Raw genomic sequence first — 26,002 nt, 5'->3', positions numbered from 1 at the left:
AATTACAAAAGTTTACCCGTTAAGAAAAGTCCTGCTACGGAAAAATAGATAATAAGTCCGGTTACGTCCACCAAAGTTGCTACAAACGGAGCAGAAGATGTTGCCGGATCGAGTTTTAATCTTTTAAGAATAAAAGGAACCATCGAACCGGATAATGTTCCCCAAAGTACGATCATTACTAATGAAACGCCAACACTGAGACCTACATAAGCCCAGTGAATTCCGTAATCGAAGAAACCTGCTTTATGCCAAATCATAATTCTTAAGAATCCAATAATTCCTAAAATCCCACCAAGTAATAATCCTGTGAAAATTTCTTTTCTCATGACGTACCACCAGTCTTTTAAGCCAATTTCCTGAAGTGCCATTGCTCTGATTATCAATGTAGCAGCTTGTGATCCGGAATTTCCTCCACTGGAAATAATCAATGGGACAAATAATGCCAAAACAACAGCTTTCTGAATTTCATCTTCAAAAAAGCCCATTGCAGAAGCGGTCAGCATTTCGGAGAAGAAAAGTATAATCAGCCACATTCCTCTTTTTTTTACCATCTCAATCAGCGAAGTTTGAGTGTAAGGAAGATCCAACGCTTCAAGTCCACCGAATTTCTGAATGTCTTCGGTATTCTGTGATTCAATTTGATCTAAAATATCATCAATGGTAACAATTCCTACCAAAACTCCGGCTTCTGTGATGATCGGAAGAGCAGCTCTGTCATATTTTTCAAAATATTGTACAGCATCTTCTTTTGATGTTATTGTTGTAATGGCAACGAAATGATTATCAGTTATATCTGAAATCAACGTGTCTTCTTCAACCAATAATAAACTTCCTAAAGCAATATCATCGATTAATCGGTTTCTTTCGTCCACAACGTAAAGATAATTCATCGTTTCTACCTTACTTCCGACTTTTTTGATCTGTTGAAGACATCTTTTTACCGTCCATTCTTTACGGATCTGTATATAATAAGGAGTCATCAGTCGCGCAATAGAATCAGAATTGTAGCCTAATAATTTCAGGGCAATTCTTCTTTCCTGCGGATTCAGATGATTGATAGAATATTTGATGAGTTCATCCGGAAAGTCTTCAAATAAGGAAGTCCTGTCATCCGGAGTCATCGCATTCAGGATTTCGGAAACTTCATCACTTCCGATACTTCTGATCGTTTCTTCTTGAAAATCAGGGTCAAGATGAGAAAAAACTTCTGCTTTGTATTCTTTCGGGACTTTCAAAAATGCCAAAAGCCTCTCGTCAGCGTGAAGTTCGCTAAGAGTTTCGGCAATGTCGGCAGGGTTGAAGATAAGTTCGTCTCTAGAATTCAAAACGTCATTTTTTAAGTATTGCAAAAATAACCCAAATTTTTAAGATTGACCAATGATCGACAAAATTTAAGAATTTATTAAACTCTTAATTTTAAATTAAAAAAAGACACTCACAAAAACTGCGAGTGTCGAAGAAATTTCAATTGAGATAGTTTGGGATGAATTGTTTTCAACTAAATTAATAAAAATAATTTATATTATTCACTATTTAATGAATTTAAATTGATGAAATTCAGTGTAATGCATAGCGTTTTTGTAAAAGCTTAAGAAAAAAGTAATATCTGAATAATGAATTTATGCAGTGTTGATGAAGGGTAAGGAAGTTTTTTGTGTATTTAATTAAAACTAGAACATTGAACTGTTATTAAAATCCGGCTTCTGAAGATGGCTTGATTTTTCTTAGTTGTTTTAGAATTCCTTTTATGGCCCCGTTTGTTCCGATTTTTACAGAGTTTACGGTAGAGCCTAATAATCGCATATTCTTTTTATAAGTATCGTAATCGGTTTCTGTAAGAAGATTTCCTTCTGCATCGAAAAGTTTCATGCTTACAATAACCTGATTGGAAAAAACATATTTCCCGATTCCGACCTTAAAATATTTTACCCTTGGAACAATGGCAAAATCTGCATCGTTATTAACACAATAATCTACAATTGTTTGTTTTTCAATGCTATCAAAAGAAATCTGGGTTTCTGTTTTCAGCATTTTATTTTTTCTTTCACTTAAATTATCAGAAACTGCGCTAAAGAAAGCTGTATTGGTGGGCTCCTTGATTTCCTCAATATCGGGATCTACTTCGGGATTGAAGTACAGGACTTTTTTTATCTTATCTCCTGTATTTTTCTGTGCTTTTAAAGAAGAAATACTTACGAAAAGAATAGCAGTAAGGGCTGTAAAAGTTATAATTTTTCTCATCACTAATTCGTATGCAAAATTACTGCCTTTTAGTGGGATAGCATAATTTTTTTAAGAAATATTTAACATTTTTTTCTATTAAAATTGATTTATGGAATCAATAATGTTTGTGGAATCAAAAAATAGTCGTAATTTTGCACCCGTTACATAATAATCATTAAACAATATTGGAATGTACTTAACAACAGAAAAAAAAGCAGAAATTTTCGCAAAGCACGGTAAATCTGCACAAGACACAGGAAGCGCTGAAGGACAAGTAGCTCTTTTCACTTTCAGAATCAACCACTTATCTCAGCACTTGAAGGCTAATCGTCATGACTTCAATACTGAAAGATCTTTGGTGAAATTGGTAGGTAAAAGAAAAAGCTTATTGGATTATCTTAAGAAAAAAGATATTACAAGATACAGAGCTATCATCGCTGAACTAGGTTTAAGAAAATAATCTACAGAGATTTTCAAATAAAAGCAACTTCGAAAGGAGTTGCTTTTTTTATGCTTATTTTTTTGATTTTATTAATTATTATCAAAACAATTGAAAATAACTTATGAGTTCAATAAAAATTGTCCTGATTATAAGATAATTTATATCTGAAATTCGATAAATCATTATAATGCATTATCTTTGCAAACGAAAATTAGACGAAATATAATTAATTAAAGCACTCAATACGGAGTGCAACACAAAACAATTTATGAGTGTACCTCAAGCAATTACAGAGCTGATTACTCTTGCAGACGGCAGAGAAATCACAATTGAAACAGGAAAATTAGCAAAACAAGCTGACGGATCTGTAGTCGTAAAAATGGGCGGAACAATGCTTTTAGCAACAGTTGTAGCCAATAAAGAAGCCAATCCTGGTGTAGATTTTTTACCTTTAACAGTAGATTACAGAGAAAAATTCTATGCAGGCGGTAAAATTCCAGGAAACTTTTTCAGAAGAGAAGCTAGACCATCTGATCAGGAGATCTTAACGATGCGTTTGGTAGACAGAGTTTTGAGACCATTATTCCCAGAAGATTTCCATGCGGAAGTTCAGGTGATGATTTCATTAATTTCTTATGACGGAGAGTCAATTCCTGATGATTTAGCAGGTCTTGCTGCATCTTCGGCGATTGCCATTACAGATATTCCTTTCAACGGACCAATGTCTGAAGTAAGAGTAGTAAGAATCAACGGTGAACTTTCTATTAATCCAAAATTCGAAGATCTTAAAAATTCTGACCTTGATATTATGGTTGGAGCAACTAAAGATTCTATCGTAATGGTGGAAGGTGAAATGAAAGAAATCTCTGAAGCAGAAATGCTTGAAGCGATCCAGTTCGCTCACGTTGAAATCAAAAAGCAAGTTGAAGCTCAGGAAAGATTAGCTGAAAAAGTAGGAAAATCATTCCCAAAAAGAGAATACAACCACGAAAATCACGATGAGGCTATCCGTGAAAAAGTGTGGAAAGAAACTTATGATAAAGTTTACGAAGTAGCAAAAACGCCTTCTAGCAAAGAAGAAAGAGGAGAAAAATTCAAAGCGGTACGTGAAGAATTTTTAGCTCAATATGTTGAGAATGCTGAAGAGTTGGAAAGAGTAACTCCTTTCGTAAAAATATATTACCACGATGTTGAAAAAGAAGCGATGCGTCAGATGATTTTGAATGATAAAATCCGTCTTGATGGTCGTGATCCTGAAACGATTCGTCCGATCTGGAGCGAAATCGATTATTTACCGGGAGCACACGGTTCTGCAATTTTCACAAGAGGTGAAACGCAATCTTTAACGGCTGTAACTTTAGGTTCGGTAAAAGATGCGAACATGGTAGACAGCGTAATGGTAAACTATGACGAAAGATTCTTCTTACATTATAACTTCCCACCATTCTCAACTGGTGAAGCAAGACCTTTAAGAGGAACTTCAAGAAGAGAGGTTGGTCACGGAAACCTGGCTCAAAGAGCTTTGGCAAATATGATCCCTGAAGAAAATCCTTACACCATCCGTATCGTTTCTGATATTTTAGAATCAAACGGTTCGTCTTCAATGGCGACAGTTTGTGCAGGAACATTAGCTTTGATGGATGCGGGTATTCAGATTACAAAACCTGTTTCAGGTATTGCAATGGGATTGGTAACTGACGTAAAATCAGGGAAATTCACGGTACTTTCTGATATCTTAGGAGATGAAGATCATTTAGGTGATATGGACTTCAAAGTAACGGGAACTGCAGACGGAATCACTGCTTGTCAGATGGATATCAAAATCCAGGGATTATCTATGGATATTATGGAGAAAGCACTTTTACAGGCTAAAGACGGAAGAATCCATATCTTAAATAAAATCACTGAAACAATTGCTGCTCCAAGAGAAGATGTGAAACCTCACGCTCCGAAAATGGTAATGATGGAGATCTCTAAAGATTTCATCGGTGCTGTAATCGGACCTGGTGGAAAAATCATTCAGCAAATGCAGAAAGATACGGATACTGTTATCGCGATTGAAGAAGTTGGTGAAATCGGAAGAATCGAAATTTCCGGTGTTAGCAGAGAGAAGATCAATGAGGCGATTGCAAAAATCAACGAAATTACTTTCGTACCTGTTGTAGGTGAAGTTTACAAAGGTAAAGTAGTGAAAGTAATGGATTTCGGTGCTTTCGTAGCGATTGCAAAAGGTACTGAAGGACTTCTTCACATCTCTGAAATCGAATGGGCTCGTTTAGACAAAGTTCCTTATAACGAAGGGGATGAAGTAGAAGTGAAGTTCATGGGTTATGATGACCGTAAGAAAATGAAACTTTCCAGAAAAGTTCTTTTACCAAGACCTCCAAGACCTGAAGGAAAACCAAGACCAGAAGGACAAGGTAGACCGGAAGGACAGGGTAGACCTGAAAGACCAAACAGACCTGAAGGACAAAGAAGACCTGAAGGTGAAAGACCTGCAGGAGATGAAAATTCTTCAGCTGAAGCTTAAGATTATTTAATCTATTATACAAAGACCATCGAAATTCGGTGGTCTTTTTTGTTATCATGAGAATCCTTCGAGAACCTCAGGATGACATCGCTGATACTGAGTGTTTTTTATTTAAATAAACTATGGTTTTTTAATTCTAGCTGCGGAATCCTCGAGAGCCTCAGGATGACATCGCTGATACTGAGTGTTTTTTTATTTAAATAAACTATGGTTTTTCAATTCTAGCTGCAGAATCCTTCGAGAACCTCAGGATGACATCGCTGATACTGAGTGTTTTTTTATTTAAATAAACTATGGTTTTTCAATTCTAGCTGCAGAATCCTTCGAGAGCCTCAGGATGACATCGTTGATACTGAGTGTTTTTTACTATGATTCTTCAATTCTAGCTGCGGAATCCTTCGAGAGCCTCAGGATGACATCGCTAATACTGAATGGAATAAGATACATGATGAAAAAATAGAATCTACAGAAGGAAGAATATGGTTTGCAGACGTAAAAATATAACTCGCAGATAGAAGAATATAACTTGCAGACGAAAGAATATTATTTTACAACTTAAAATTATAATTCAACATCGCCAGAATATTACTCAACATCATTCTAATATAATACAACATTGTAAAAACATAACTCAACATCATTAAAATATAAGTTTACATCGTGCCAATATAACACAACATCGCAAAAATATAACTCAACATCGGTAAAATATAAATTTACATCGTGCCAATATAAAATCACATTGCAAAAAAATAAAGTTACATCGTAAGAATGTAACTTTACCTTGAAAGAATATTAGATATTCTTATTCTGATATTTTTTTAGAGTGTAAAATATTATTTTCGGGTGGTAAATATGATGGCTGAAACGGTTGTATATTCAGGGGAGGTAGCTCCATAAAGGCTTTTTACATATTTTTTTACGTTTTGGGCAATGGAATAGAGCCCGGTTCCTTCTGTATATAATATTTTGTCTCTTTCCATGAGCTTGACGTTGAGCTCAGCTTCGGTTTGGTCTACCGCATGAGTTGTGGTTAACAATGAATCTTTGTACGTGCTAAGATTGGTTAGTTTCAATTCCTCTTCATCGGGAGTGTAGGAAGGAATGGTTGCCAACAGCTGAACAAAAATTCCGAAGTTTTCGGCTTGCTGGGTGAAAGACTGTCGGGAAGTGGAAATGGTTTTTGGCGCTTCTTTACCTTCTTCGGGTGTTGCGGCAGATTTCTTTTGTGCGCCCTGTATAGTGCGGTTCAGAGATCTTGCCTGATTGACTGTTCCTTGCGTCAAACCGAGAATTTCTAAACGGTTGATGATTCTGGTACAGTTGGCTTTGAGGTTTTTGAAAGCTATCTGACGTAAAGCAATAGCGTTCTTGTTGGCATTGCGTTTATCCTCGACTTCGCTTAATTTGGCGGCTGCAGTACTGTAAAGAGTCTGGAGATTTGCAACGGTAAGATCCGGAACCGGAGGATTGTAAAGGGAATAAACGGAAACCTGCTGAATTAGTTTTTGTAGGTTTGCCACATTTTTGGCATGTCCTACTTCTGATCTTGAAGACATATGTATTTGTGTTTTAAAAATTTTTTCAAATATAAAATTTATTTTGAATTGAAATGAATTTTTGGGGTATTATTTTGATAGTTAGGATATTATGTTAAGTTTTGGGATGAGAATTCTGATGGAGAAGTAAAGAGTTTTAAACAAGGATTGCAAAATCCGTTTTATTGAGTGGCTTTTTGATTCTTTAATTTCTCTTTATTGAATTCCGTATTATTTGATTTATAAATCTTTTTATATTTGCTAAAATATCTAACCATGAAACAATTAATTATTATTTTCCTTTGTATTTCAACATCTCTATTCTCCCAAGAAATAGAAGGCATTTCTATTTTCAAACTTGGTAAATTTAAAGAATCACAAGTTGATTCTCTTGCTCAAGTGTATACAACCACTATCTTTAATTGTGATAATTATGAATGTGATGATCCTATAAGATCTAAATTAACAATCAAGAAACTGCTTCCAAATCAATCTGAAACATATAAAAGTCCCTCTAGATCATCTTATTCTCCAAATATTTCGGTTTATTCGTTCATGAATTATAAATTGAATGAAAAATATAATATCGAAAAAATTGTACTATCATTTTACAAATCCATCTTATATAGCATAGATATAATTAGTCCTGAAAAGCTGTTAATTGATGATTTAGAACTTAAATATGGTGATGGAGAATTAAGTAAAAGAGAAAGTAAAGATAGGTGCTATATTTCTGGGGAATCATTTGAATTACCATCAACTATTTATACCAAGAATTGGAAAAATACGAATCAAAACTTAAGTATGATGTATATGCTAATGAGCGGCTATTCCAGTTCTTGTGAAAAAAGGATTTTAAGTTCACTCCATTTAATGGATAAAAATATTTATATGACTGCTGATCAAGAATCTAATAACGCAAGAAATAATTTTAAATCTTCGATGAATAAAATGAAAAAAGAAAATTTAAAAGATTTGTAATCATTTATAAAAATTATTTAAACCCCTTCTAAAATATTAAGAAAACTTGAAAATCTCTTGAACATAAATTTTCAAGTATTATGTTAAGTTTTTTGTATAGAAAACCCTCGCGTGTTGGCGAGGGTTTTGATTTTATTAGAATTGATTATAATCTACTCTATCAGAAATTCCTATATTTTTAAATTTTTTCAACTTCTCCATCATAATATCTTGCAACTTCTTTTCCAATTTCCATTGATATTATTTTCAAAAAATCTTTAGTAGTGATTTCTACGCCATTTACTGTTTTTAATTTTTCTTCCAAATTAAAATTTGTATTAGCAAGGGCTTTTTCAAATGCATTTTCATCAAAATTAAGTATTTCTAATCTATAAGTTAAACTTGCAATTGCCAATTCATCTCCATCTCTTTCAGATAATTTTTTTAACACCTCAAGTGGTTCGTAAATACTGATCATTTTAGCTCTATTGTATTCAGATATAAATGATATAAGATTTATATTCATCTTCTTTTTTTTCCAAATGTAATGAAAAATTCGTAATTGATTTTTTTATATTTGTTGAAAACTAAACCATTATTCATGTCAGAAAATAATAAAGAAAAAGATTTAAACTTAAAAACAATAAGTGTATTTACAACAATAGGAATCATTGTGTTATGGCTAATTTCCTATTTAGTATTTTATGGATTTCATTTTGACAAAGATCCTAATAATATAGGTGATTCTTTTGGTGCAATTAACTCTTTATTTTCTGGGTTAGCTCTAGCAGGTATTATTCTTACTATTTTAATGCAAAAAAAAGAATTAGAATATCAACGAAAAGAATTAGAATTAACTAGGGATGAAATGGTAAGAACTAGAAAAGAATTTGAGACTCAAAACTTAACTTTAAGTAAGCAACAGTTTGAGAATACATTTTTTCAAATGATTTCATTATTTACAAATATCGTAGAACATTCAAATTATGTTAACCAAAATTATAATGTAACAGGAAGAGATGTTTTCGATACATTACTAAAAAAATATAATGATTATGCAGCTAATCATATAAATAATGAAAATATCAAAATAGGTGGTGTTGAATTGACTAAAAATCCTAATTTAAGAATTACAGAAAAAAATATTGATAGGATGTTTGCTGTATCATTTTATAATTTAGTTTATTTCAATCATAAAAATATTTTAGGTCATTATTTTAGGACACTTTACCATATTATTAAGCTAATAGATAATACAGACGATATTAATAAAAGATTCTATATTTCAATAATAAGATCACAACTTTCGAGCTCTGAGCAAGTTTTATTGTTTTACAATTGCTTACATGCAAATGGAAATAAGTTTTTTAAGCCATTAGTTGAAAAATATACCTTGTTTAAAAATATTGATATAAGTCTAATAATAAATAAAGAACTTAAGAAAGAATATGCCGAAACAGCATTTAAAAGGTTGGAGTAAAAACTTAATATAGGAATAGCTCCTTAAACTCTCGCTATGTAAAATCTCCGAACTTAATACATCTTTTATTTGTAAATTTCTTTTTAAATAATACAACAAATTTCGATGGGACAGTTTATGAGTCGATGGTATTGGAACATATTGAATTGGATATTGAATATCCCAATTTCAGAATTGAAAAGAAACCCTATACTTTTCCTTTGACAGATATTAAGGATTTGTTGCAGGAATGGCTGGATTTTTTAGACATTTAAGCTTAAGAGGGAAGATGATATCTACCCAATTTACTATTATATAAGTAATAAGATGTGGTTTCTCCTGATCTTTTATCGTCTTAATTTCAAGAGATTCTTCATTTCATAATGCTTCGCAAAATTCCATTCAGAATGACAAATAGCATTTTAAATAAAATTTGAGCAGGTTCTTATTGTTTTAAAAGATTAGGGAAAACCGTAAGCTTTAATTACGATCACCCATGATTGAATTTTAAATACACAATAAGATCATTTTAAAATAATTTACATAACATTGCAAAAAAATATTCCATGAAAATTTTCAAATTTATTTCAGTTGTCACTGCAATGGTATTCTTTGGGATTACTACAAATGCACAAAAAAAGAAACCGACAGCATCTTCAAAATCAGGACCAATCGAAATGCCCGCAGGTACTGAAACCCAGCCGATACCTAATGAAGAAAAATTCACAGACATGATTATGAAAATCAATGAAGCTGTTATTTTCAAGTATGATGAAAGCTATAAAAATGCAGATGTATACATTATGAAAAATGGCAAAGAAACATTGATGTATAAGGTAAAATGTAGCGATACTGGTGTAGATAAAAAGCTGAATGCGAGAATCTATAATAAGAAAGTATACAGTCCTGACGGTAAACAACTTTTATTTACCTATGAGACGGAAACTGCTGTAAGCAGTTTAATAAAGTTCATCTTCAATTCCCCGGAAAAAAAATCTCTTATTCTTGATTTTTCAAATATATATGAACATGATGCATACACAATAGGTAAATCAGAAACTTTTGAAAGGTATCCTATTTTTTATTATTATTCATTTTATACTAATGCAAAAAAGTAAGTAAGATTTAATATAGGCACTTAAAACTATATTTCATAAAAATAAAAGCCGCAGAAAATTTTTCTACGGCTTTTTTATGGTTCGTTTAAATTTTTAAACTTTATTTTTTCAGAAGACTTTCAATAAGTTTGCTTTGTGCTTCTACAAGTTTGGTAATGTCTTGTTGGTTTTTCAATATGCTTTCAATGACTTCTTCTGAAAATGTATTATTTATTGTTACAGTATTGTTGTTATGAATATTTCCTACCGCTCTATCTGTATTATTTTGTACAATAGGCTTTTCATCTAACAGCTCATATACATCAGTTTCATAAAAATCTGCAATCTTCATTAAGTTTTCCATTGCCGGCTTCGCTTTGTCACTTTCCCACTTATTGTAAGCGTTCTGAGAAACATGAAGTTTTTCAGCAATCTGTACCTGTGTAAGATTTCTACCCGTTCTCAACTTATTAAGCTTGGTTCCCAAAGTCATATTGTATATATTTTATGCTAAAGTAAGAAAAAAAAGAAAATACAACTAAGGTTCAGAGATTTTACAACCAAAGTTGTATTCAGCATATTGTATTTTTTATCAAATTTGTTCCCATGATGATCACCTCGTAGTGATTATTTAAGAAAAAATTATATATTTACGATTCTTAAACACAAAACAAATTATGAGAAGAAAAATTATTCTCAGGCTGTCTATACTGACAGTCTTTCTGACCTTACTATGGTCCTGTCACAATGAAGACTTCGCCAAAGGCGAAACCGAACCTCAAAGAAACAATGCGAATTTCTTTAAACACACAACATCTTCCACAAACGCAAAAACAGGCGTAGACTATGTTGAAATTCTGGAAGCGTACAACCGTGAAAAAGATTTTCTTACTGCAATGCCGGATCAAAAAGGGATGCCGATTTGGGACAAAATGCAGGTATTAGACATTAGTGATAAAACCGTTTTGTATGTACCGCTTTCAGCAGATGAAACAGAGCTGAGCTCGCTACTGATTGTGAAACTTGATGAAAACAATTCCGTCTTTCATGTGCAGGATTTTACCAATGATTACCTGAAAGCATACGTCTATAATGCCAACTACCCTAAAGAAAACAGAAAGCTTCTTATGGATACTTTCCTTCAGATGGATTTCTTTACCTTCGGACATCAGGAGTTTACCAATCTGCCGAAAGATCTTTATGAAGGTTCTACAGAATACAATAGGCTAAATATAATGGATGCCAAGAAAGGGACAGAGCAAAACAAAATGTTTATATACACTACTGTTTGTACAACATATCATTATTGTGTACATGGGCAAAGTGCTTCAATTTGTGATTATGCTAATTGTAATTGCGGAGGACTTATTCACTGTTTTTTAGTAACTTCCTGCTCAACAACCGCTACATGGATAGATGATGATCCTTTCCCAAGCGGTGGCGGAGGTGGCAGTGGAGGCGGTGGCGGCGGAGGAACTCCGGGACCACAGCCCCAAAAAGATCCTTGTTCATTAAATACTGTATTCTACAGATTGGCTCCGGGATGTGGAACAGGTACAGGAACTACGGAGGTTCCTGATATTGAAGATCCTTGTGCAAAAGCAAAACCTGCGATTGATAAAGCTAATAACATTCTAAAAAGCCAAGCGGGAATAAACATGAAAAATGATTTGGAAGCAAAAGCACCTTTGGACAAAGAATGGGCGTTGGCAATAGGAAAGGATAACACAACCGAAGCATACCGTGCAACACCATCTAAAATAGGCTTCGAACATTACTCTATAGTACCCGTGGAATGGCTAAACCCAAACGAAACATATGTAGGAGACGGACACAGCCATTCGGGAGATCCTGCTGTACCCTCTGCGGGTGATTTTTATGGAATGCTTGAAAGTGTGACGGCAAATTCTAATTTTCTTGTTAAATTCGTATATGGTATATCAGGTACTACTACAGAATCCTATACTTTGGTAGTAACAGATCCTGCAGTTGCCGCTCAATTTTTGATAGATAATCCAAGAAGTAAAAATTATGATCCAAATAATCATGGTTTTTTGGAAGGGAGTAAATTAGCAAAGGAAATTGATAAGATGAAATATATCTATAATAATAAAAGTACAGCAATAGATACGTCAGGAGAAAACTATAATCCTCGAGCTGTAGGTTTAGCATACATGCTAGAAAAATTGAATGCTGGAATAAATATAGCCAAAGTAGATGCTAATGGAAATCTTAGAAAGATTAATGCTACCATAGAAAAAATTCCTAATATTAATGATGAAAGAGCCAAAGTTTCAAAATGTCCTAATTAAATAAATTATTATGAAAACAATATTAAAAACATTCTTAATTATAAATTTATTTTTTATTTATAATTGTAAAGCACAAACGACAAGTGAATATATAGATTTCTACAATGACGTGGCTCCAAAATTAAATTCTATAGTTCCTAATAAGACTCAATTTTATGGACAGAATTTTTCTAATTTTATTAGTGAACTACAGAATAAAAATTTAGATGTTATTATATTTAATTACGATACTAAAACCGATCCAGGATCTAAATATTATATTTTAAAATTATATTTTGCTCCTGTTACTATGTGGAGCATTTCAACAGATAATGATTTGCAATGGCCATCTTTATCAATTACTTTTGAAAATGAAATACCAAAACAAATTGAAACTTTGGCTGAACAAAATAATATGCAATGGACCTATAATATTCAACAGTTTTTTGCCAATATGAAAATAGAAAGTATTAGATTCATTGGACTTAATGGATATGATAGTACAGATAATTCTCTAAAATAAAAATTAAACTGCCAAAGTTGGCAGTTTAATTTTCTTTAATTGAAATCTATGAAATCATTAGTATTAAAAGTGTCATTAATTATAAATCTTCTTTTCATTTATAATTGTAAAGCACAAACAGCAACAACAAGTGATTACATCGCTTTTTACAATGATATAGCCCCTAAGCTAAATTCTATAGTTCCTAATAAAACACAATTTTATGGACAGAATTTTTCTAATTTCTATAATGAACTACAAAATAAAAATATAGATATAATATCATTAAACTATGATACTAAAATAAATCCTGGAACAAAATATTACATTTTGAATTTATTTTTAACAAACATGAAAATGTGGAGTATCGCATCAGATAATGACTATCAGTTACTTTGTATATCAATCACTTTTGAGAATAAAATACCAAAACAAATTGAAACTTTGGCTGAACAAAATAATATGCAATGGACCTATAATATTCAACAATTTTTTGCCAATATGAAAATTGAAAAAATAGAATTCATTGGTTTAAATGGTTATGATAGTACGGATAATTCTTTAAAATAAAAATTAAACTGCCAAAGTTGGCAGTTTAATTTTCTTTGATTGAAATCTATGAAATCAATATTATTAAAAGCTTTACTATTTATAAATCTATTTTTTATTTATAATTGTAAAGCTCAAACGACAAGCGATTATATAACTTTTTATAATGATGTTGTTCCGAAATTAAATTCTATAGTTCCTAATAAAACACAGTTTTATGGTCATAATTTTTCCAACTTTAACACTAAGCTAAAAAATAAAAATGTGGAAATAGTAAGATGGTTTCAGGATACAAAAATATCCCCAAGTACAAAATATTATGTGTTGAAATTATTCTTTTTTGATAGAAGTTTGCTCAGTGTTGCATCGGACAATGATTTTAATTTTCCAAGGGTTATAATTACATTTGAGAATGAAATACCAAGTCAAGTACAAAATTTAATGGTTGAAAGTCGTGGAGATTGGACATATAATGTTCAACAATTTTTTGCTAATCTTAAAATTGAGAAAATAGAATTTACAGGAGTAAAAGGATATGATAGTCATGATTATTCTGAGTAAATAAATTATAAACCGTCATTTATTTGGCGGTTTACTCTCTTGAACTTATATTATGAAAACAAGATTAATAAACATATTTCTATTTACACTTCTTTTTTTATCAATATTTTGCAAGTCTCAGAAAGTTCTTGTTAAAGGAATTGCAAAGGACACTACTAAAAGTAGAAATTTTGTAATGATTGCGGTTAATGATACTTTATATAAGTATAGTAAAATGAGATCTGCAACTAAAAGTTGGAGTGATGATGGAGACACTTATCAAAAATTATATAAAAACAAAAACTACATTACTCATGCGGATAAAGAAGGTAAGTATGAAATAAAAGCAAAACTTACTGATACTCTATATTTTTACAGTATTAAATATTTTACTCAAAAGTACAAAGTTGCAGATATTATTAAGAAAAAAATAAAAGTACAATTAGAACCTGAACATTGTGTTCCTTATGTGCCTTGTGAACAGAAACAACCTTCTAATCTATACATTTTTGTAGGAGAAAAAATATCCAAAAGATATGAAGAAGATCCATATTATTGCAGAGTAGTTACCTTAGATGGAGGAGCTATGAAATATAAATATAAAATTATTGATGAAGTTTACGGTCATTATCCTAGTGATACAATAGAATTTAAATCTTATAGCCATCTCGGCAGACCAATGATTGAATACTATGATAAGGTATTACTTTTCGTTGGTGAATATTGTGGAAAACTCTATCAGGAAAAATATCAATTTTTCGATGTATATAAAACAAAAGACGGAAGATGGGCAAGTCCAGGTGATCCATATAAATTTGATAATTATACCGATTATAAAAAAGATGCTTCAATAAATATACAGCCTATAGAATTTGATCCTTTTGTAAGAATTAATACAAAAATTCCTGACGATGAAGAATATCCGGAAAGACTTCAAACGTATGAAGCTCCATGTTATAGATTTATCGGAAATATTGCAGTACCATTAATGGGAACTTATATTGAAGATCTCATAAAAGTAAAAATGAACGGAGCTCTGAAAGACAAAAATATAGATACAAGCAAGATTAAAATAAAATAATTAAAAAAACAAAATGCAATGAGAAAAATAATATTCGTGTTAATTGTATTAATTGGCTTCAAGAGCTTTTCACAAAAAAAGACAATCTATTATTTTGATGAAAACCAAAAACAGATAACAAAAGAGGAATTCGATAAAAGAGATTTTGGTAGGAAAACTGGTTATTTAAAAGGATATTTTTCAGATATTAAAAATGCAAACACAGAAGTAGCAATGATTTTTCGAGCTTTAGAAAAAGGCGTATTATCCAAAGAGATACATAAAGAAGTTATAGATTATATTAATAAGTTGACTGATGAAGGAATTGATGAAGAATATACTATTGCCATCTGTTACTTTTTTAGACCCGTAAATATGGATGCGGGAATAATTGAGCAACAGTTTTCAAATAGCTCTTACACAGGTTTTTTTCGTGAAAAGAACAAGAAGGTCTTCATCTTTTTCATGACAGAAAAAGGCTATCAAAGTGATGTAAAAAATGTCTATGAAGATAAAGAAGGCAAGATCAAAGATCTATTTTTTAAATATCCTTTTGAATATGGTAATTATATTGCAATCAGACCCGACGGAAGTTTTCAAAAGCGAATTGAAAAATATAACTATCACGAGATTCTGAATTTTATAAAAAATAAAGACAACTAAAAAAGCCACTGAAGATATTTTCAAACAAAGAACTTAATACATAAAAATCTGCCAAAATCTATGGTATTCCTGTAAAAGAACAATTTGAGATAAGAATAATCAAATAGAAAGCTTTTTTACTTAGATACTTGGGGGAAAGGTAAAAATGACTTAAAACTAACTGAAATTATTTTCAAATACAAATTTGATAAACAAAAAAATTGGACGGAAGTTATAAAAAATGTAGACGGAAAAGATCTATATAAATGGATTAGAGAAATTAAATATTATGACTAAAAATAATTTAAATATAATATGTTTTCCCCCGCTGCGCAAAGTCTCCCGATTTTGTGCAAACTATTATTCATCTTAAAAAATCTTTGATTTTATTCTTTTGAAAACTTTGAATATTCAATCATTGCGTTATGATTTTCTTTTGCGGCTTTTGTGGTTAAATTCTGAAATTAGTTTAAACAGATTTTAAATATAAAAACCACCGAAAGTTCGGTGGTTTTTATTCTTTAGTTTAATATAATTTTATCCATTCCCAACTCTCTGTTTCAAATCATCCGCACCGCCTGTTTTTCTTGGCTGTCCGTTTTTGGATGAACCAAAATTATAAGTGTAAGAAAGCGTAACAACGCGCGTATCTCTTCTCACAATGAAGTTTTCTATGTAGCTTGTATAGATATTTCTTGCTTCGGGATTGCTTGTGAAGAAAATATCGTTGAAAGAGAATTTCAGCGTGCTGTTATTATTAAATTTCTTCTGAGCTCCGATATTTAAAGACCACATCGGTTTCAGGAACATATAGGCATAAACTTCTTTTGCTTTGTAATTTCCTGTCAGTTCAGCAGTAAATCCGTTTCCTAGTTTAAAAGAATTATTGCTGTTGAGGTCGAAAGTGAAATTCCCCTGATTTTTGATGTAGGTATCAGAAATATTTCCCGTATAACTTCCGTAATAAAAATTAGCATTGTTGTTCATATCCCACCATTTTGTCACTTTTACGGGGGCAATCAGATTCAGCCCGAAATAGGATGCAGAACTCAGATTTTCATTAGCCTGAACAACGACGATCTTTCCGTTTTCAACAGTAGGTTTTAAAACATCTGTGATATTATTTTTCGTTTTGCTGTAACTTAACGTTGCAAAATATTTATTGCTTAAGCTGTAAGTAAATTCATAATTCATGGTTGTTTGCGGGTTCAGGTCCGGATTTCCGGCTTGATATGTTGTAAGGTCGAGATAAAATTTAAAAGGATTTAACTGTTTATAAGTCGGTCTTGTAATTCTTCGGCTGAAATTAAGCTCAACTGTATTTTTGTCATTCAGGTCATAAGAAAAAACGGCGCTTGGAAACAATTGTGTGTAATTCTTTTTATTGACTTGATTAGTCGTAATCTGATTTCCTGTAACATTCGTGTTTTCTACTCGCAAACCAAAATTAACTTTAAATTTCTCCCAGTTTTTAATTAAATTTCCATACGCTGCATTAATATTTTCTTCGTAAATAAAATGATTCGTTTTAGACTCATCAAGGACTAAATTTCCTGCGCTTGCATCAAAGAACTGAAGATCGTTATCGGCTTTTACAAAGCTTGTTTTAACTCCTGTTTCCAATTTCCAGTTCTTTTTGAAGACTTTTGTAAGGTCGGATTTCAGGGAGTAAATATTCAGATTTCCACCAAGATCACCTTTTAAATGATAAGGATTAGGCATTGAGGTGGAAAGATTTCCATTGACATCATAGTTACTCGTGATAAAATTCTGCAAAGAAGTGTTCGAATAATTGATATAATCCAAATCTGTCGTCAATTCTGAACCTAATGAATCAATTTTGAGTTTATGATTAAGGTTGAAAGAAACGTTCTTCCAATGGTCGCGGTTATTGCTTGTTGTGTTCGAACTTCCTGCAGGCTGATAATTATTGTCTAAAATTGAAGTATTGTTATTACTAGTCGGATCGAATCTGTTGCTGATAAAACCGACTGAAAATCCTAGAACATTTTTATCATTCATATAATAATCCATCCCGACTTTGGCGATATGATTCCGGAAATTCATTTTCAGAAAATTATCCTGAACATAAGCCTGTTTAAAATCTCCGTTCTCGTAAAAACTTCTGTCAAGCAGCAATTTGTTGTAAAATTCTCTGTAAGCAAAACTGTAATTTGCAAATAGATTCACCTTTTTATTTCTGTGATTAATGCTGAAACTATTGTTGTTTTTGATATATTTTCCGGTTCCCAAAGCTGTTGAAATGCTTCCGTTTGTTCCTTTTCTCTGATCTTTTTTCAGTTTAATATTAATGATCGAAGTTCCTGCTGCGTCATATTTTGATGAAGGATTGGTGATAAATTCTACTTTTTCGACACTTGCTGAAGGAATTCCGCGGAGATAATTCGCGAGATCGGTTCCGTTCATTGGAGTATTTTTTCCGTCGATTTGTACCAACAGATTGCCTTTTCCGCGAAGACTGATATTGTCATTGTTGTCAATTTTTACTCCCGGAGCTTTTTCTAAAACTTCAAATGCCGAATTTCCTGTGCTTACAATGCTGTTTTCAACATTCAGTATCATTTTTCCGTCCTGTCTTTCGATATAAGGTTTTGCTTTAGTGATCGTCACGCCTTCAATTACTTTTTCACTCAATGAAATCGAAGGTAGAGTAGTGTTTCCTGTTACAGAAATGTTTTCAGATTTGTAATTTTCCGCTCCGTTTCGATTGATTTTTAAGGAATAATTTCCCGAAGCCAAATCATTGAAACTGAAGTTTCCTTTTGAGTCTGCGATTTCAGTTTTTATCAGTTTGTTCTCGGAATTGAACAAATTAATTTCCATCTGATTTACTTTATCAGAATCTATTTTTCCTGATAAAGAAAAATTCTGTGTCGTTTGCGCTGTCAATAGACTGAATGCTGAGAGAAGCCAAAAAAAGACGATTAAAAATATTCGTACCATTGTGTTTATTTTTTAGTATTAAGGCAGTTTTTTGATATTTTAAGCAAAGCCGAATTCATGATTTCCAGTTCTTCCGCAGAAACGTCTTCCAATGCAATTTTTCGATTGTCTTCTACCAGATTCTGAACTTTTTGGATGATTTCTTTTCCTGATTTCGTGACCTCAAGATTGGTTTTTCTGCGATCATCCGGATTCGGAGTTCTGGTGATATATTCAGATTTTACCAACAATTCTATAATTCTCGTGACTGAAGCATTGTCCTTAAAAACAAGATCTCCAATTTCGTTTTGTGTAATTCCCGGATTTTCCAAAATCGCTTTGATGATCAGCCATTGATCGATCGTGATCGTAAAACCATTTGCTTTTAATTGTCTTTGGGCATAATTTCTATACGCTCTGATGGCTTTATCGATGTTGTAAAATATGATTGAATCTAACTTTTCCATTTCTCAGAATTGTATTTATATTAAAATGACTTATCAATTATTGATATATCAATTAATTTGTTGCTCGAACTTTTATTTTGTTACACCTTTTAAGAAAAAAAATAAAATAAATTGAATTTCAGGGATTTGAATTGTGATAAATTTGTTTTGTAAGCTTATTTTCCGTACCTTTGTTTACTTATTAAAAGAAATCTCTGTCTTTACTTCTGTGATAGTTTAGAACATTTTATTTACTTCCGTTTCAATTTTTTATTTGCTTATTCTTTAAATGAATGGCATTCACATTAATAAAAGAACTCAGAAAATCTTTAATAGTATTTATTAATCATGGCTTAATAGCTGGAATAATTACCGGAAAGCAATATTCTTAACGGTCATGAATGATTAAGATAAAATAAAAAATAGAAATTAATACAAAGAAATATATGGCGGATTCTTTCTCTAAAAAAGAAAATTTCAAGAAAAAAGTTCAAAAAGCAAAAGAAAAAGCTCTGAAACGTGAAGAACGTAAAACGAGCAACAACAAGGGTAAAAGCCTTGATGATATGATCATGTATGTAGATGCGAACGGTCAGTTGACTTCTACACCACCAGATAACAGTAATGTTGAAGAATTTGATATCAATAACATTCAGTTGGGTGCAGCTCCTATCGAAGCAGAAGAAATAAGAAAAACCGGTATCATCACATTTTTCAGTGAGAAAGGTTACGGGTTTATTACAGAAGATAAAAGCAAGGAAAATATATTTTTCCACAGCAACAACTGTACAGAACTTGTAAAAAAAGGCAACAAAGTATCATTCGAAAAAGAAAGATCTCCAAAAGGTTTTTCTGCAATTGATATTAAGCTTGTAAGATAATTACACAACAATATTCAGATAAAAAGAGCTTCCATCGAAGCTCTTTTATTTTTTATAAATTCTGGTACAGATTTTCTCTGATTTCGATTAAAATTTTTGTTGTCTTTTTCAAATCCGGCAAATCCGGGAGTTTAGAAATTGAATGATAATAATCTATAGATTTGATTAAATTTTCAGCCTTCATCATTACATCTTCATAAGAACGGTTTCCGGCTTTAATGTCTAATAATTCATCACGGTTTTCAACACGGATGTTTAAAGAGTTGGTTTTAAAAATTTGTTCACAAGACTGTAGCAATCGAATTGTGTGCATCATGTTCTTGCTGTCATAATTCTGTCCGTGATGTTGATTGACGTTGTAACGGTCTTCATTTCGTTCCGAAACCCACTTCCAATATTCGCGGTAATCTTTACAGTAAGTTGAATAAGCATCAAGATTGCAAAACAGATAAGCAACAGATTTTTCATCTTTCGGAACAGACGAAACAGAAACCTGATTGGCTTCTTCATTCTGAATAATTCCTTTATAATGTAAATCTCCTGATTCGTTATAAAAAAGAGCAAACATTCCTTTGGTATTGTCGATGCTTACCAAACCACATTTTTCCTGAACTTTTCCGTTTTCAAAAAGCCATTTTTTTAATGGAATTGAACCTTGATTTTGCAAAACATAACAGAAATCGAGAATGGATTTTCTTTCTTTATCAATTGGATTCAGAATTTTTTTATTCAATCCTTTTGCTTTTTTGATCTGTGAAATGGCATAACCCGCAAAAGTATCTTTGCATAATTTAGATAGAAAATCTTTAGGTTTCAGCAAATCCATCAACGGATTTTTCTGCTGAATACAATCTTCCGGACTTGCCAGAATTTCTAAAATATTAGGATTATTTTTCTGTAATAATTCAACCAGTCTTCCGATTTCGTAATACATAATGTCGTTGGTCTCATTGGAAATCTGCGGAATATAATTTAAACCAAAAAAATCTTCTTTCGGTAAATAACATACTCCACGAATATCTGTATCCGAGTTTTCTGTTGCCAGTCCGAAAGAGCGGCTTCCGGAGATGGCTTCGAAGAGGATAAGGTTGCGGGATTTAAGGGATTCTAAATTTAACATATTTCCATCATCATTTCATAGTGAGAAGATCCATTCAGTTTTTCAAAAAAAAGTTTAAAACTAGTCATAGCAATTTGTCGTGATTCATCACATAATCTATTGTAATACATTTCATCATTAATTGATACTTTATGACTTTCATCATTAATATTTGATAAAAAAGATACACAAACTAAGTATTCAATAGATTCTTCATCCAAATCTAAATTATTTAATAAACTCCAAAGATTACTTCCATTTATATATCCCATAAAGTTTGAATAACTTTCAATTATTCTTCTCATATTATTTAATAAAGAAATAGTAATCTTTTCTGAATTTTCAGTTTTGATTTCTCTCCATAATAATCCATAATCATTAATATTGGAATATCCAATGTCTTCAATAAATGTTATATTATCTCTTTTTGAAATTTTTTTAAACAAAACTTCATCTTTATAGATTAGTCTTTGATAAAAAGAAACCTCTTTAAAAAAATAACTATTGTGAGTCAGGATAAATGCTTGTTCAATATTTTCATTTTTAAAAATCCTTCCTCCTCCAGTACCACCTCTAGGCGCAATTAATTTCCTTATAAGAGTTGAAACAAAAAATAAAACCTGACTATCCATACTGGATACTGGATCATCAATTACAATAATTTTCTTTTTTGTAGAATTTTGCGTATCATTAGTTCCTAAACACATTTGATAAAAATATAAAAAGGCTATAAAATTTTTTTCTCCCTCACTTAGGGTTTTAAAAATGTGGTTTTCGGAAGTTTCTCCTTCTCGCAAAATATAATATTTAATTATATTATTCTCAGATTCTTTTCTTTCAATTTTAAATCCTGTAAAATTATTTTTTAATAGCAAATCATTTATATTATCAACAGCTTTTTGTGTGTTAATTGTTTGGCTTTGCCACTCTTTAATTTTATCTCTTGATTCAATTTTTAGATTTTTAAAAGTATCAATTTCTGCTTTTAATTGTTCTAATTTTTGTATATTGTTATTATGTGTGATTTTAAAGGAATTAATTTTATCATTAACCTGATGAGAAATATATTTCCATATTTCATCTGTTAATTCTTGTTGGCTTTGTTCTATGTTGTCAATTTCTTTATTATGAATTCTAATATTTTCGTTGACTTTTTCAATTTCGATTTTAAATAATTCAATAGTTTCTAACTTTTTCTTTTCGTTAGGATTATCAATTTTAGCTTGAATTTCTTTTTCATTTTTATTCAAAATGGTTGTTAGTTGATTTTGTATTTTTAAGACATCAAACTTAACCAAATCTAAATCTGTCAAAGCTTTCAAGTTTGAATTAAAAGAAGAAACTTTGTTGATATAACCTGAATATAAATCTTTAAGATTTTTAATTTTTTCTTCTCTTGTAGTATCAAAATAACTTTCAAATTGCTCTAATAAATCTTTATCAATTGTTTGTTTCTGACAGAAAGGGCAATCTTGAATTTCTTTCTCCTTATCCAAGAAATTAATTCCTTGTTGAATCCAAGGACTATTGTTCAATTCATTAATAATAGAAGCAATAGGAACATCATTACTTCCTATAATGATTTCTTCTAAAGCATTATTAAGCTCTTTTTCTAAATCAAGTATTTCATTAAAATAATTAACAGAAATATTATTCTCTATTTTAACTAATTCTTCTAAATAGTATTTTTTATATTTTTCAGAAATATAATTTATATTTTTTGAGGAATTTTCTGCTTCATTTATTTCAACAAGCTTTTCATAAAAAGATTCTCTTTTCCCTTTTAATTTTATTTTGTTAAAGTTTTCTTGAAATTGTTTATTATATGTCCAACATTCATTTAAAATATTCTCATAATCTTGTTTTTTTGAAACATTAAGTTTTTGTTTTTCTTCATCTTTATCTAAAATTGATTTTTCAATATTTTCTACAATTAGATATTCATTTTTTATATTTTCATCAATTTCTTCATTCTTTTCATCCAATGAAAAAATTCCGGATAATTCAGTTTTGATATAAAAGTTATTTTGCACAAAATCGGAATCAAATACAATTATTTCTTCTTCAATTCGATTAAAACCATCAATCGAGCTATTATTGAAGGGACTTGAAAGAACTTCATTTTGAGAAAGATTGTAAAATAGACGAGCAATTGTAGACTTTCCAGAACCGTTATTGCCAAAAAAGAAATTTACTTTTTTGAGATCATTTATTTCGACAGGATTCTTATAAGTTGCAACTTGACTAAGCTCAATTTTTGTTATCATGAGTTCAAGATTGTTATTAGTTTATTGTAAATATAGTATGAATGTATCTAAAAACGACTACGGATTTCCGTAATCGTTTAATTTTTCAAACAACTCTCCACAACCACCTCCAAGGCCTTTTCCGCATCACAAGCATACAAACCGGAACACCAAGCAGGATTCGCCTCAATTAAAGCCCAGCCTTTTCCTTTGATCATTCCGAAATCTAAAACAATTGCTTTTGGAAGCGTTTGAGAATACTGTTTCATGAAGTTTTTGAAAAACTTAAATAGATCGTTTTGCTCTGTTTCAGAAAGCGGATTGGTATCGAAAGCATTGTTTCGCCAATAAGAAGAATAGGTTTTTATTTCATTATTCAATACAAAACATCTTACTTCAAGTTCCCATTCCACAACTTCCGAAGTGAAAACTGTAATGTCCAAATCTAAAGAATCAAAACCTTTGATGTTCGTGACTTTATCGAAAACTCCAGCTTTAAAACTTTTAAAATCGGAACATTTAATGAAAATATTTTCTTCATGTACAAAATCATTCAATTGACCGTAAGAAATCTTACGTTTTGTAAATTCTTCCGAAATTTTTGAAAGCCAATTATCATCAGGCTTTGCTAATGTCAAATTGCATTGTTCAGCAACAATTTCAGCATAAATGTCTTCGCCATACACTGCAATCACATCTTCACGAAATTCTTCAGGAACATTCCATTTTGCATTGAAACGGCTCAGTTCATAAGGTGAGTTGATGGATGCTTTTTTTAGGTTGTTGCTGTCTTCCGTGTACATGGGAGACAGGGCGATTATATTTTTCATGTTATTAAATGTTTTTCTTTTAATTTATTAATTAAATCATAACGGTTTTGTTCTGAAATACTATCAAAAACAACATCCCAAATGTCTGAAGAGTTTGTGGCATGGACAAGATTTACCTCGTTTCTCCATACAAGATTATATTTATCTGAGCACTCCTTTAAAAAATCATAATCGGACATAGATTTTGAAAATGCTTCTATATCTTGAATTTCATAGAAGATGGCAGGAAGTTTCTTATAATATCTATGTTTTTCAAAAAATGCCTGTTGCTCGATAAATGTTCCAAAACTTTCGTAATAAAAATAAAAGTCATAGGAATCACAACCACAATCTCTAATGGCAATTTCTCCGTTTTCTGCAATATAAAGACTGTCATTTATAGAAAACAAGGTTTGTCCTTTCCAATGATATGTATTTACTCCTTTATTTTCTTTTATTTGTTTAGAAGTAAAAATATGAATTACAATATTCTGAAGATTAAGCCCTGAAAAATTTTTTTGAAAACGTATAATTTCAGAATAGTTTTGAATGTCATAAAATCTCAAATGCTTTTCTAAAGTATCTAAGCTTATTTCATATTCCTTATTTCTTCCCGATTTTTCAATAAACTGTAAAGCTCTTTCAGATAATTGTTTCATATTTTTACTCTAATTTATAGTGCTAATATTTCTCTAAAAACCCTTTCCATTTCAGTTTTATCCGTATTTCCACCTTTCAAACCCTTCGCTTTTTCCTCATTATCCAATATTATTTTTTCCAAAAATCCAAACAATTCCCAATCATTCGGATGATAATAAGATTCTCCTTTTGTAGCTTTTAAAGCGATTAAATTTTCTATTTTCGTTCTTGTAAAATCGTCCACTAAAACAAGCAGTTCACTAAACAAAACTGGCGGAACAGTTCCTTTTTCTAATATCCATTTTCCTGTCAAAGTGGTTCGAAGACAATAGAAATAAGATTTCAATTTTACTTCATCGGTTCTGCAAACTTCCAGATACTTTTTGCTCATGCTTAAATAATGATAGGAAACTGCTATCGGAGAAAGGCATTCATCTGCCAAAGGTTTAAAAAATTCATAAAATTTTTCATTTTTTACATAAACGATTGGAGAGTAGAACCAACTTAACAAAGCCGCATTCGACTTTAAAAGCAAATGAAAAGTTTTCCTCAAATCCCATCCGGAACCATCCATATCATCTTCTGTCATGAATTCTATTGTTTCATCTTTGTCCCACGGTGAAAGATACCAATCTTTTTCGTGTCTATATATAAAACGTATATCGTAATCACTATCAGGAGACGCAAAACCCCAAGCTCTGCTTCCGGATTCTACGGCAAGAAGTATTTCTATATTTCGTTTTTCTTCGACTTCTCTTAGTTTTTCTAATATTTTTGGTGTCATTGTTTTTAATTTATACTGCAAAGTAAAACGAGATGTGCGCAATGTTTTTACGTTGTGTTTTTTTGTCTGTGATGATTTAAATTTTGGAGAATTTTAGAGCTTTCAAATAAGGTGAGTATTCTTCAGATGCCTGCATTGACTCTTTTATAATCTTATTTCATAGTTTTTATATCAACGGAGATACTTTTTATATCTCGCGAGACTCTTTTTATATCAAATTATATTCTTTGAGAGTGTTGCAAGACTCTTTTAGTATCAACGGAGATACTTTTTGTGTCATGCGAGATTCTTTTTATATCAAATTATATTCTTTGAGAGTGTC

At 31.2% G+C, this 26,002-nt stretch carries 25 protein-coding genes; 13 read left to right on the top strand and 12 right to left on the bottom strand.

Annotated elements, in window-relative coordinates; all coding sequences use genetic code 11:
* Positions 1 to 2: 2 nt before the first annotated feature.
* Positions 3 to 1,325, bottom strand: coding sequence for a magnesium transporter (mgtE, locus tag ABD940_RS16865; RefSeq protein WP_345206622.1), 1,323 nt, complete (start codon positions 1,323 to 1,325; stop codon positions 3 to 5).
* A gap of 364 nt (positions 1,326 to 1,689) precedes the next feature.
* Positions 1,690 to 2,241, bottom strand: a complete 552-nt coding sequence (locus tag ABD940_RS16860) for a pyruvate decarboxylase (protein ID WP_345206620.1) — start codon at positions 2,239 to 2,241, stop codon at positions 1,690 to 1,692.
* Between the two features lie 172 nt (positions 2,242 to 2,413).
* Between ABD940_RS16860 and rpsO the strand changes: the two genes are divergently transcribed.
* Both rpsO and ABD940_RS16850 read left to right on the top strand, forming a co-directional pair.
* Positions 2,414 to 2,683 carry a 30S ribosomal protein S15 gene (rpsO, locus tag ABD940_RS16855; protein ID WP_034704056.1) on the top strand — a complete coding sequence of 90 codons (270 nt, stop codon included), beginning with the start codon at positions 2,414 to 2,416 and terminating at the stop codon, positions 2,681 to 2,683.
* Between the two features lie 250 nt (positions 2,684 to 2,933).
* On the top strand, positions 2,934 to 5,195 hold the full coding sequence (locus tag ABD940_RS16850) for a polyribonucleotide nucleotidyltransferase (protein WP_345206618.1): 2,262 nt from the start codon (positions 2,934 to 2,936) through the stop codon (positions 5,193 to 5,195).
* Between the two features lie 836 nt (positions 5,196 to 6,031).
* On the opposite strand, the gene ABD940_RS16845 is transcribed toward ABD940_RS16850, so the two are convergent.
* The gene (locus ABD940_RS16845) at positions 6,032 to 6,754 is read right to left on the bottom strand and encodes a hypothetical protein (RefSeq protein WP_345206616.1); all 723 of its coding nucleotides are present in this window, start codon (positions 6,752 to 6,754) and stop codon (positions 6,032 to 6,034) included.
* 255 nt (positions 6,755 to 7,009) lie between these two features.
* On the opposite strand from ABD940_RS16845, the gene ABD940_RS16840 reads away from it, so the two are divergent.
* Positions 7,010 to 7,714 carry a hypothetical protein gene (locus ABD940_RS16840; protein ID WP_345206614.1) on the top strand — a complete coding sequence of 235 codons (705 nt, stop codon included), beginning with the start codon at positions 7,010 to 7,012 and terminating at the stop codon, positions 7,712 to 7,714.
* 178 nt (positions 7,715 to 7,892) lie between these two features.
* Here ABD940_RS16840 and ABD940_RS16835 read toward each other — a convergent pair whose 3' ends face one another.
* Positions 7,893 to 8,219, bottom strand: coding sequence for a hypothetical protein (locus tag ABD940_RS16835; protein WP_345206612.1), 327 nt, complete (start codon positions 8,217 to 8,219; stop codon positions 7,893 to 7,895).
* 75 nt (positions 8,220 to 8,294) lie between these two features.
* Between ABD940_RS16835 and ABD940_RS16830 the strand changes: the two genes are divergently transcribed.
* The 3 genes from ABD940_RS16830 to ABD940_RS16820 all read left to right on the top strand — a co-directional run bounded on the left by ABD940_RS16830 (position 8,295) and on the right by ABD940_RS16820 (position 10,270).
* Entirely contained in the window at positions 8,295 to 9,173 is an 879-nt protein-coding gene (locus ABD940_RS16830) for a putative phage abortive infection protein (protein WP_345206610.1), read from the top strand.
* Positions 9,174 to 9,298: 125 nt separating this feature from the next.
* Complete coding sequence (locus ABD940_RS16825) at positions 9,299 to 9,427, top strand: hypothetical protein (protein ID WP_345206607.1); 129 nt, start codon at positions 9,299 to 9,301, stop codon at positions 9,425 to 9,427.
* 291 nt (positions 9,428 to 9,718) lie between these two features.
* Entirely contained in the window at positions 9,719 to 10,270 is a 552-nt protein-coding gene (locus tag ABD940_RS16820) for a hypothetical protein (protein WP_345206604.1), read from the top strand.
* Between the two features lie 100 nt (positions 10,271 to 10,370).
* Here ABD940_RS16820 and ABD940_RS16815 read toward each other — a convergent pair whose 3' ends face one another.
* A complete protein-coding gene (locus ABD940_RS16815) occupies positions 10,371 to 10,742 on the bottom strand; it encodes a helix-turn-helix domain-containing protein (protein WP_345206602.1) in 372 nt (123 codons plus the stop codon).
* Between the two features lie 184 nt (positions 10,743 to 10,926).
* On the opposite strand from ABD940_RS16815, the gene ABD940_RS16810 reads away from it, so the two are divergent.
* From ABD940_RS16810 to ABD940_RS16785, 6 genes are all read left to right on the top strand, one after another.
* On the top strand, positions 10,927 to 12,561 hold the full coding sequence (locus tag ABD940_RS16810; RefSeq protein WP_345206600.1) for a hypothetical protein: 1,635 nt from the start codon (positions 10,927 to 10,929) through the stop codon (positions 12,559 to 12,561).
* A 10-nt stretch (positions 12,562 to 12,571) separates the two neighbouring features.
* Positions 12,572 to 13,063, top strand: coding sequence for a hypothetical protein (locus ABD940_RS16805; RefSeq protein ID WP_345206598.1), 492 nt, complete (start codon positions 12,572 to 12,574; stop codon positions 13,061 to 13,063).
* A gap of 48 nt (positions 13,064 to 13,111) precedes the next feature.
* Entirely contained in the window at positions 13,112 to 13,612 is a 501-nt protein-coding gene (locus ABD940_RS16800; RefSeq protein WP_345206596.1) for a hypothetical protein, read from the top strand.
* A gap of 48 nt (positions 13,613 to 13,660) precedes the next feature.
* On the top strand, positions 13,661 to 14,152 hold the full coding sequence (locus tag ABD940_RS16795; protein WP_345206594.1) for a hypothetical protein: 492 nt from the start codon (positions 13,661 to 13,663) through the stop codon (positions 14,150 to 14,152).
* Positions 14,153 to 14,327: 175 nt separating this feature from the next.
* On the top strand, positions 14,328 to 15,212 hold the full coding sequence (locus tag ABD940_RS16790; protein ID WP_345206592.1) for a hypothetical protein: 885 nt from the start codon (positions 14,328 to 14,330) through the stop codon (positions 15,210 to 15,212).
* Positions 15,213 to 15,230: 18 nt separating this feature from the next.
* Positions 15,231 to 15,854, top strand: coding sequence for a hypothetical protein (locus ABD940_RS16785; protein WP_345206589.1), 624 nt, complete (start codon positions 15,231 to 15,233; stop codon positions 15,852 to 15,854).
* A 516-nt stretch (positions 15,855 to 16,370) separates the two neighbouring features.
* Here ABD940_RS16785 and ABD940_RS16780 read toward each other — a convergent pair.
* Together ABD940_RS16780 and ABD940_RS16775 are read right to left on the bottom strand one after the other, a co-directional pair.
* Entirely contained in the window at positions 16,371 to 18,797 is a 2,427-nt protein-coding gene (locus ABD940_RS16780; RefSeq protein WP_345206587.1) for a TonB-dependent receptor domain-containing protein, read from the bottom strand.
* A 5-nt stretch (positions 18,798 to 18,802) separates the two neighbouring features.
* A complete protein-coding gene (locus ABD940_RS16775) occupies positions 18,803 to 19,243 on the bottom strand; it encodes a MarR family winged helix-turn-helix transcriptional regulator (protein WP_345206584.1) in 441 nt (146 codons plus the stop codon).
* Positions 19,244 to 19,668: 425 nt separating this feature from the next.
* On the opposite strand from ABD940_RS16775, the gene ABD940_RS16770 reads away from it, so the two are divergent.
* Complete coding sequence (locus tag ABD940_RS16770; RefSeq protein WP_345206582.1) at positions 19,669 to 20,103, top strand: cold shock domain-containing protein; 435 nt, start codon at positions 19,669 to 19,671, stop codon at positions 20,101 to 20,103.
* Positions 20,104 to 20,155: 52 nt separating this feature from the next.
* On the opposite strand, the gene ABD940_RS16765 is transcribed toward ABD940_RS16770, so the two are convergent.
* From ABD940_RS16765 to ABD940_RS16745, 5 genes are all read right to left on the bottom strand, one after another.
* Entirely contained in the window at positions 20,156 to 21,223 is a 1,068-nt protein-coding gene (locus ABD940_RS16765; protein WP_345206579.1) for a DNA polymerase beta superfamily protein, read from the bottom strand.
* Complete coding sequence (locus ABD940_RS16760; protein ID WP_345206576.1) at positions 21,217 to 23,469, bottom strand: AAA family ATPase; 2,253 nt, start codon at positions 23,467 to 23,469, stop codon at positions 21,217 to 21,219. Before ABD940_RS16760 ends, ABD940_RS16765 begins: the two co-directional genes overlap by 7 nt.
* A gap of 77 nt (positions 23,470 to 23,546) precedes the next feature.
* Positions 23,547 to 24,278: an ATP-grasp domain-containing protein gene (locus tag ABD940_RS16755; RefSeq protein WP_345206573.1), complete on the bottom strand. Its 732-nt coding sequence runs from the start codon at positions 24,276 to 24,278 to the stop codon at positions 23,547 to 23,549.
* On the bottom strand, positions 24,275 to 24,916 hold the full coding sequence (locus ABD940_RS16750; RefSeq protein ID WP_345206570.1) for a hypothetical protein: 642 nt from the start codon (positions 24,914 to 24,916) through the stop codon (positions 24,275 to 24,277). Before ABD940_RS16750 ends, ABD940_RS16755 begins: the two co-directional genes overlap by 4 nt.
* Positions 24,917 to 24,930: 14 nt before the next feature.
* Entirely contained in the window at positions 24,931 to 25,680 is a 750-nt protein-coding gene (locus tag ABD940_RS16745; protein WP_345206568.1) for a nucleotidyltransferase domain-containing protein, read from the bottom strand.
* Positions 25,681 to 26,002 lie beyond the last annotated feature (322 nt).

It is taken from the genome of Chryseobacterium ginsengisoli, from assembly GCF_039542325.1.
Taxonomy (GTDB): domain Bacteria; phylum Bacteroidota; class Bacteroidia; order Flavobacteriales; family Weeksellaceae; genus Chryseobacterium; species Chryseobacterium ginsengisoli.
This window is presented reverse-complemented; position numbering and strand designations above follow the sequence as displayed.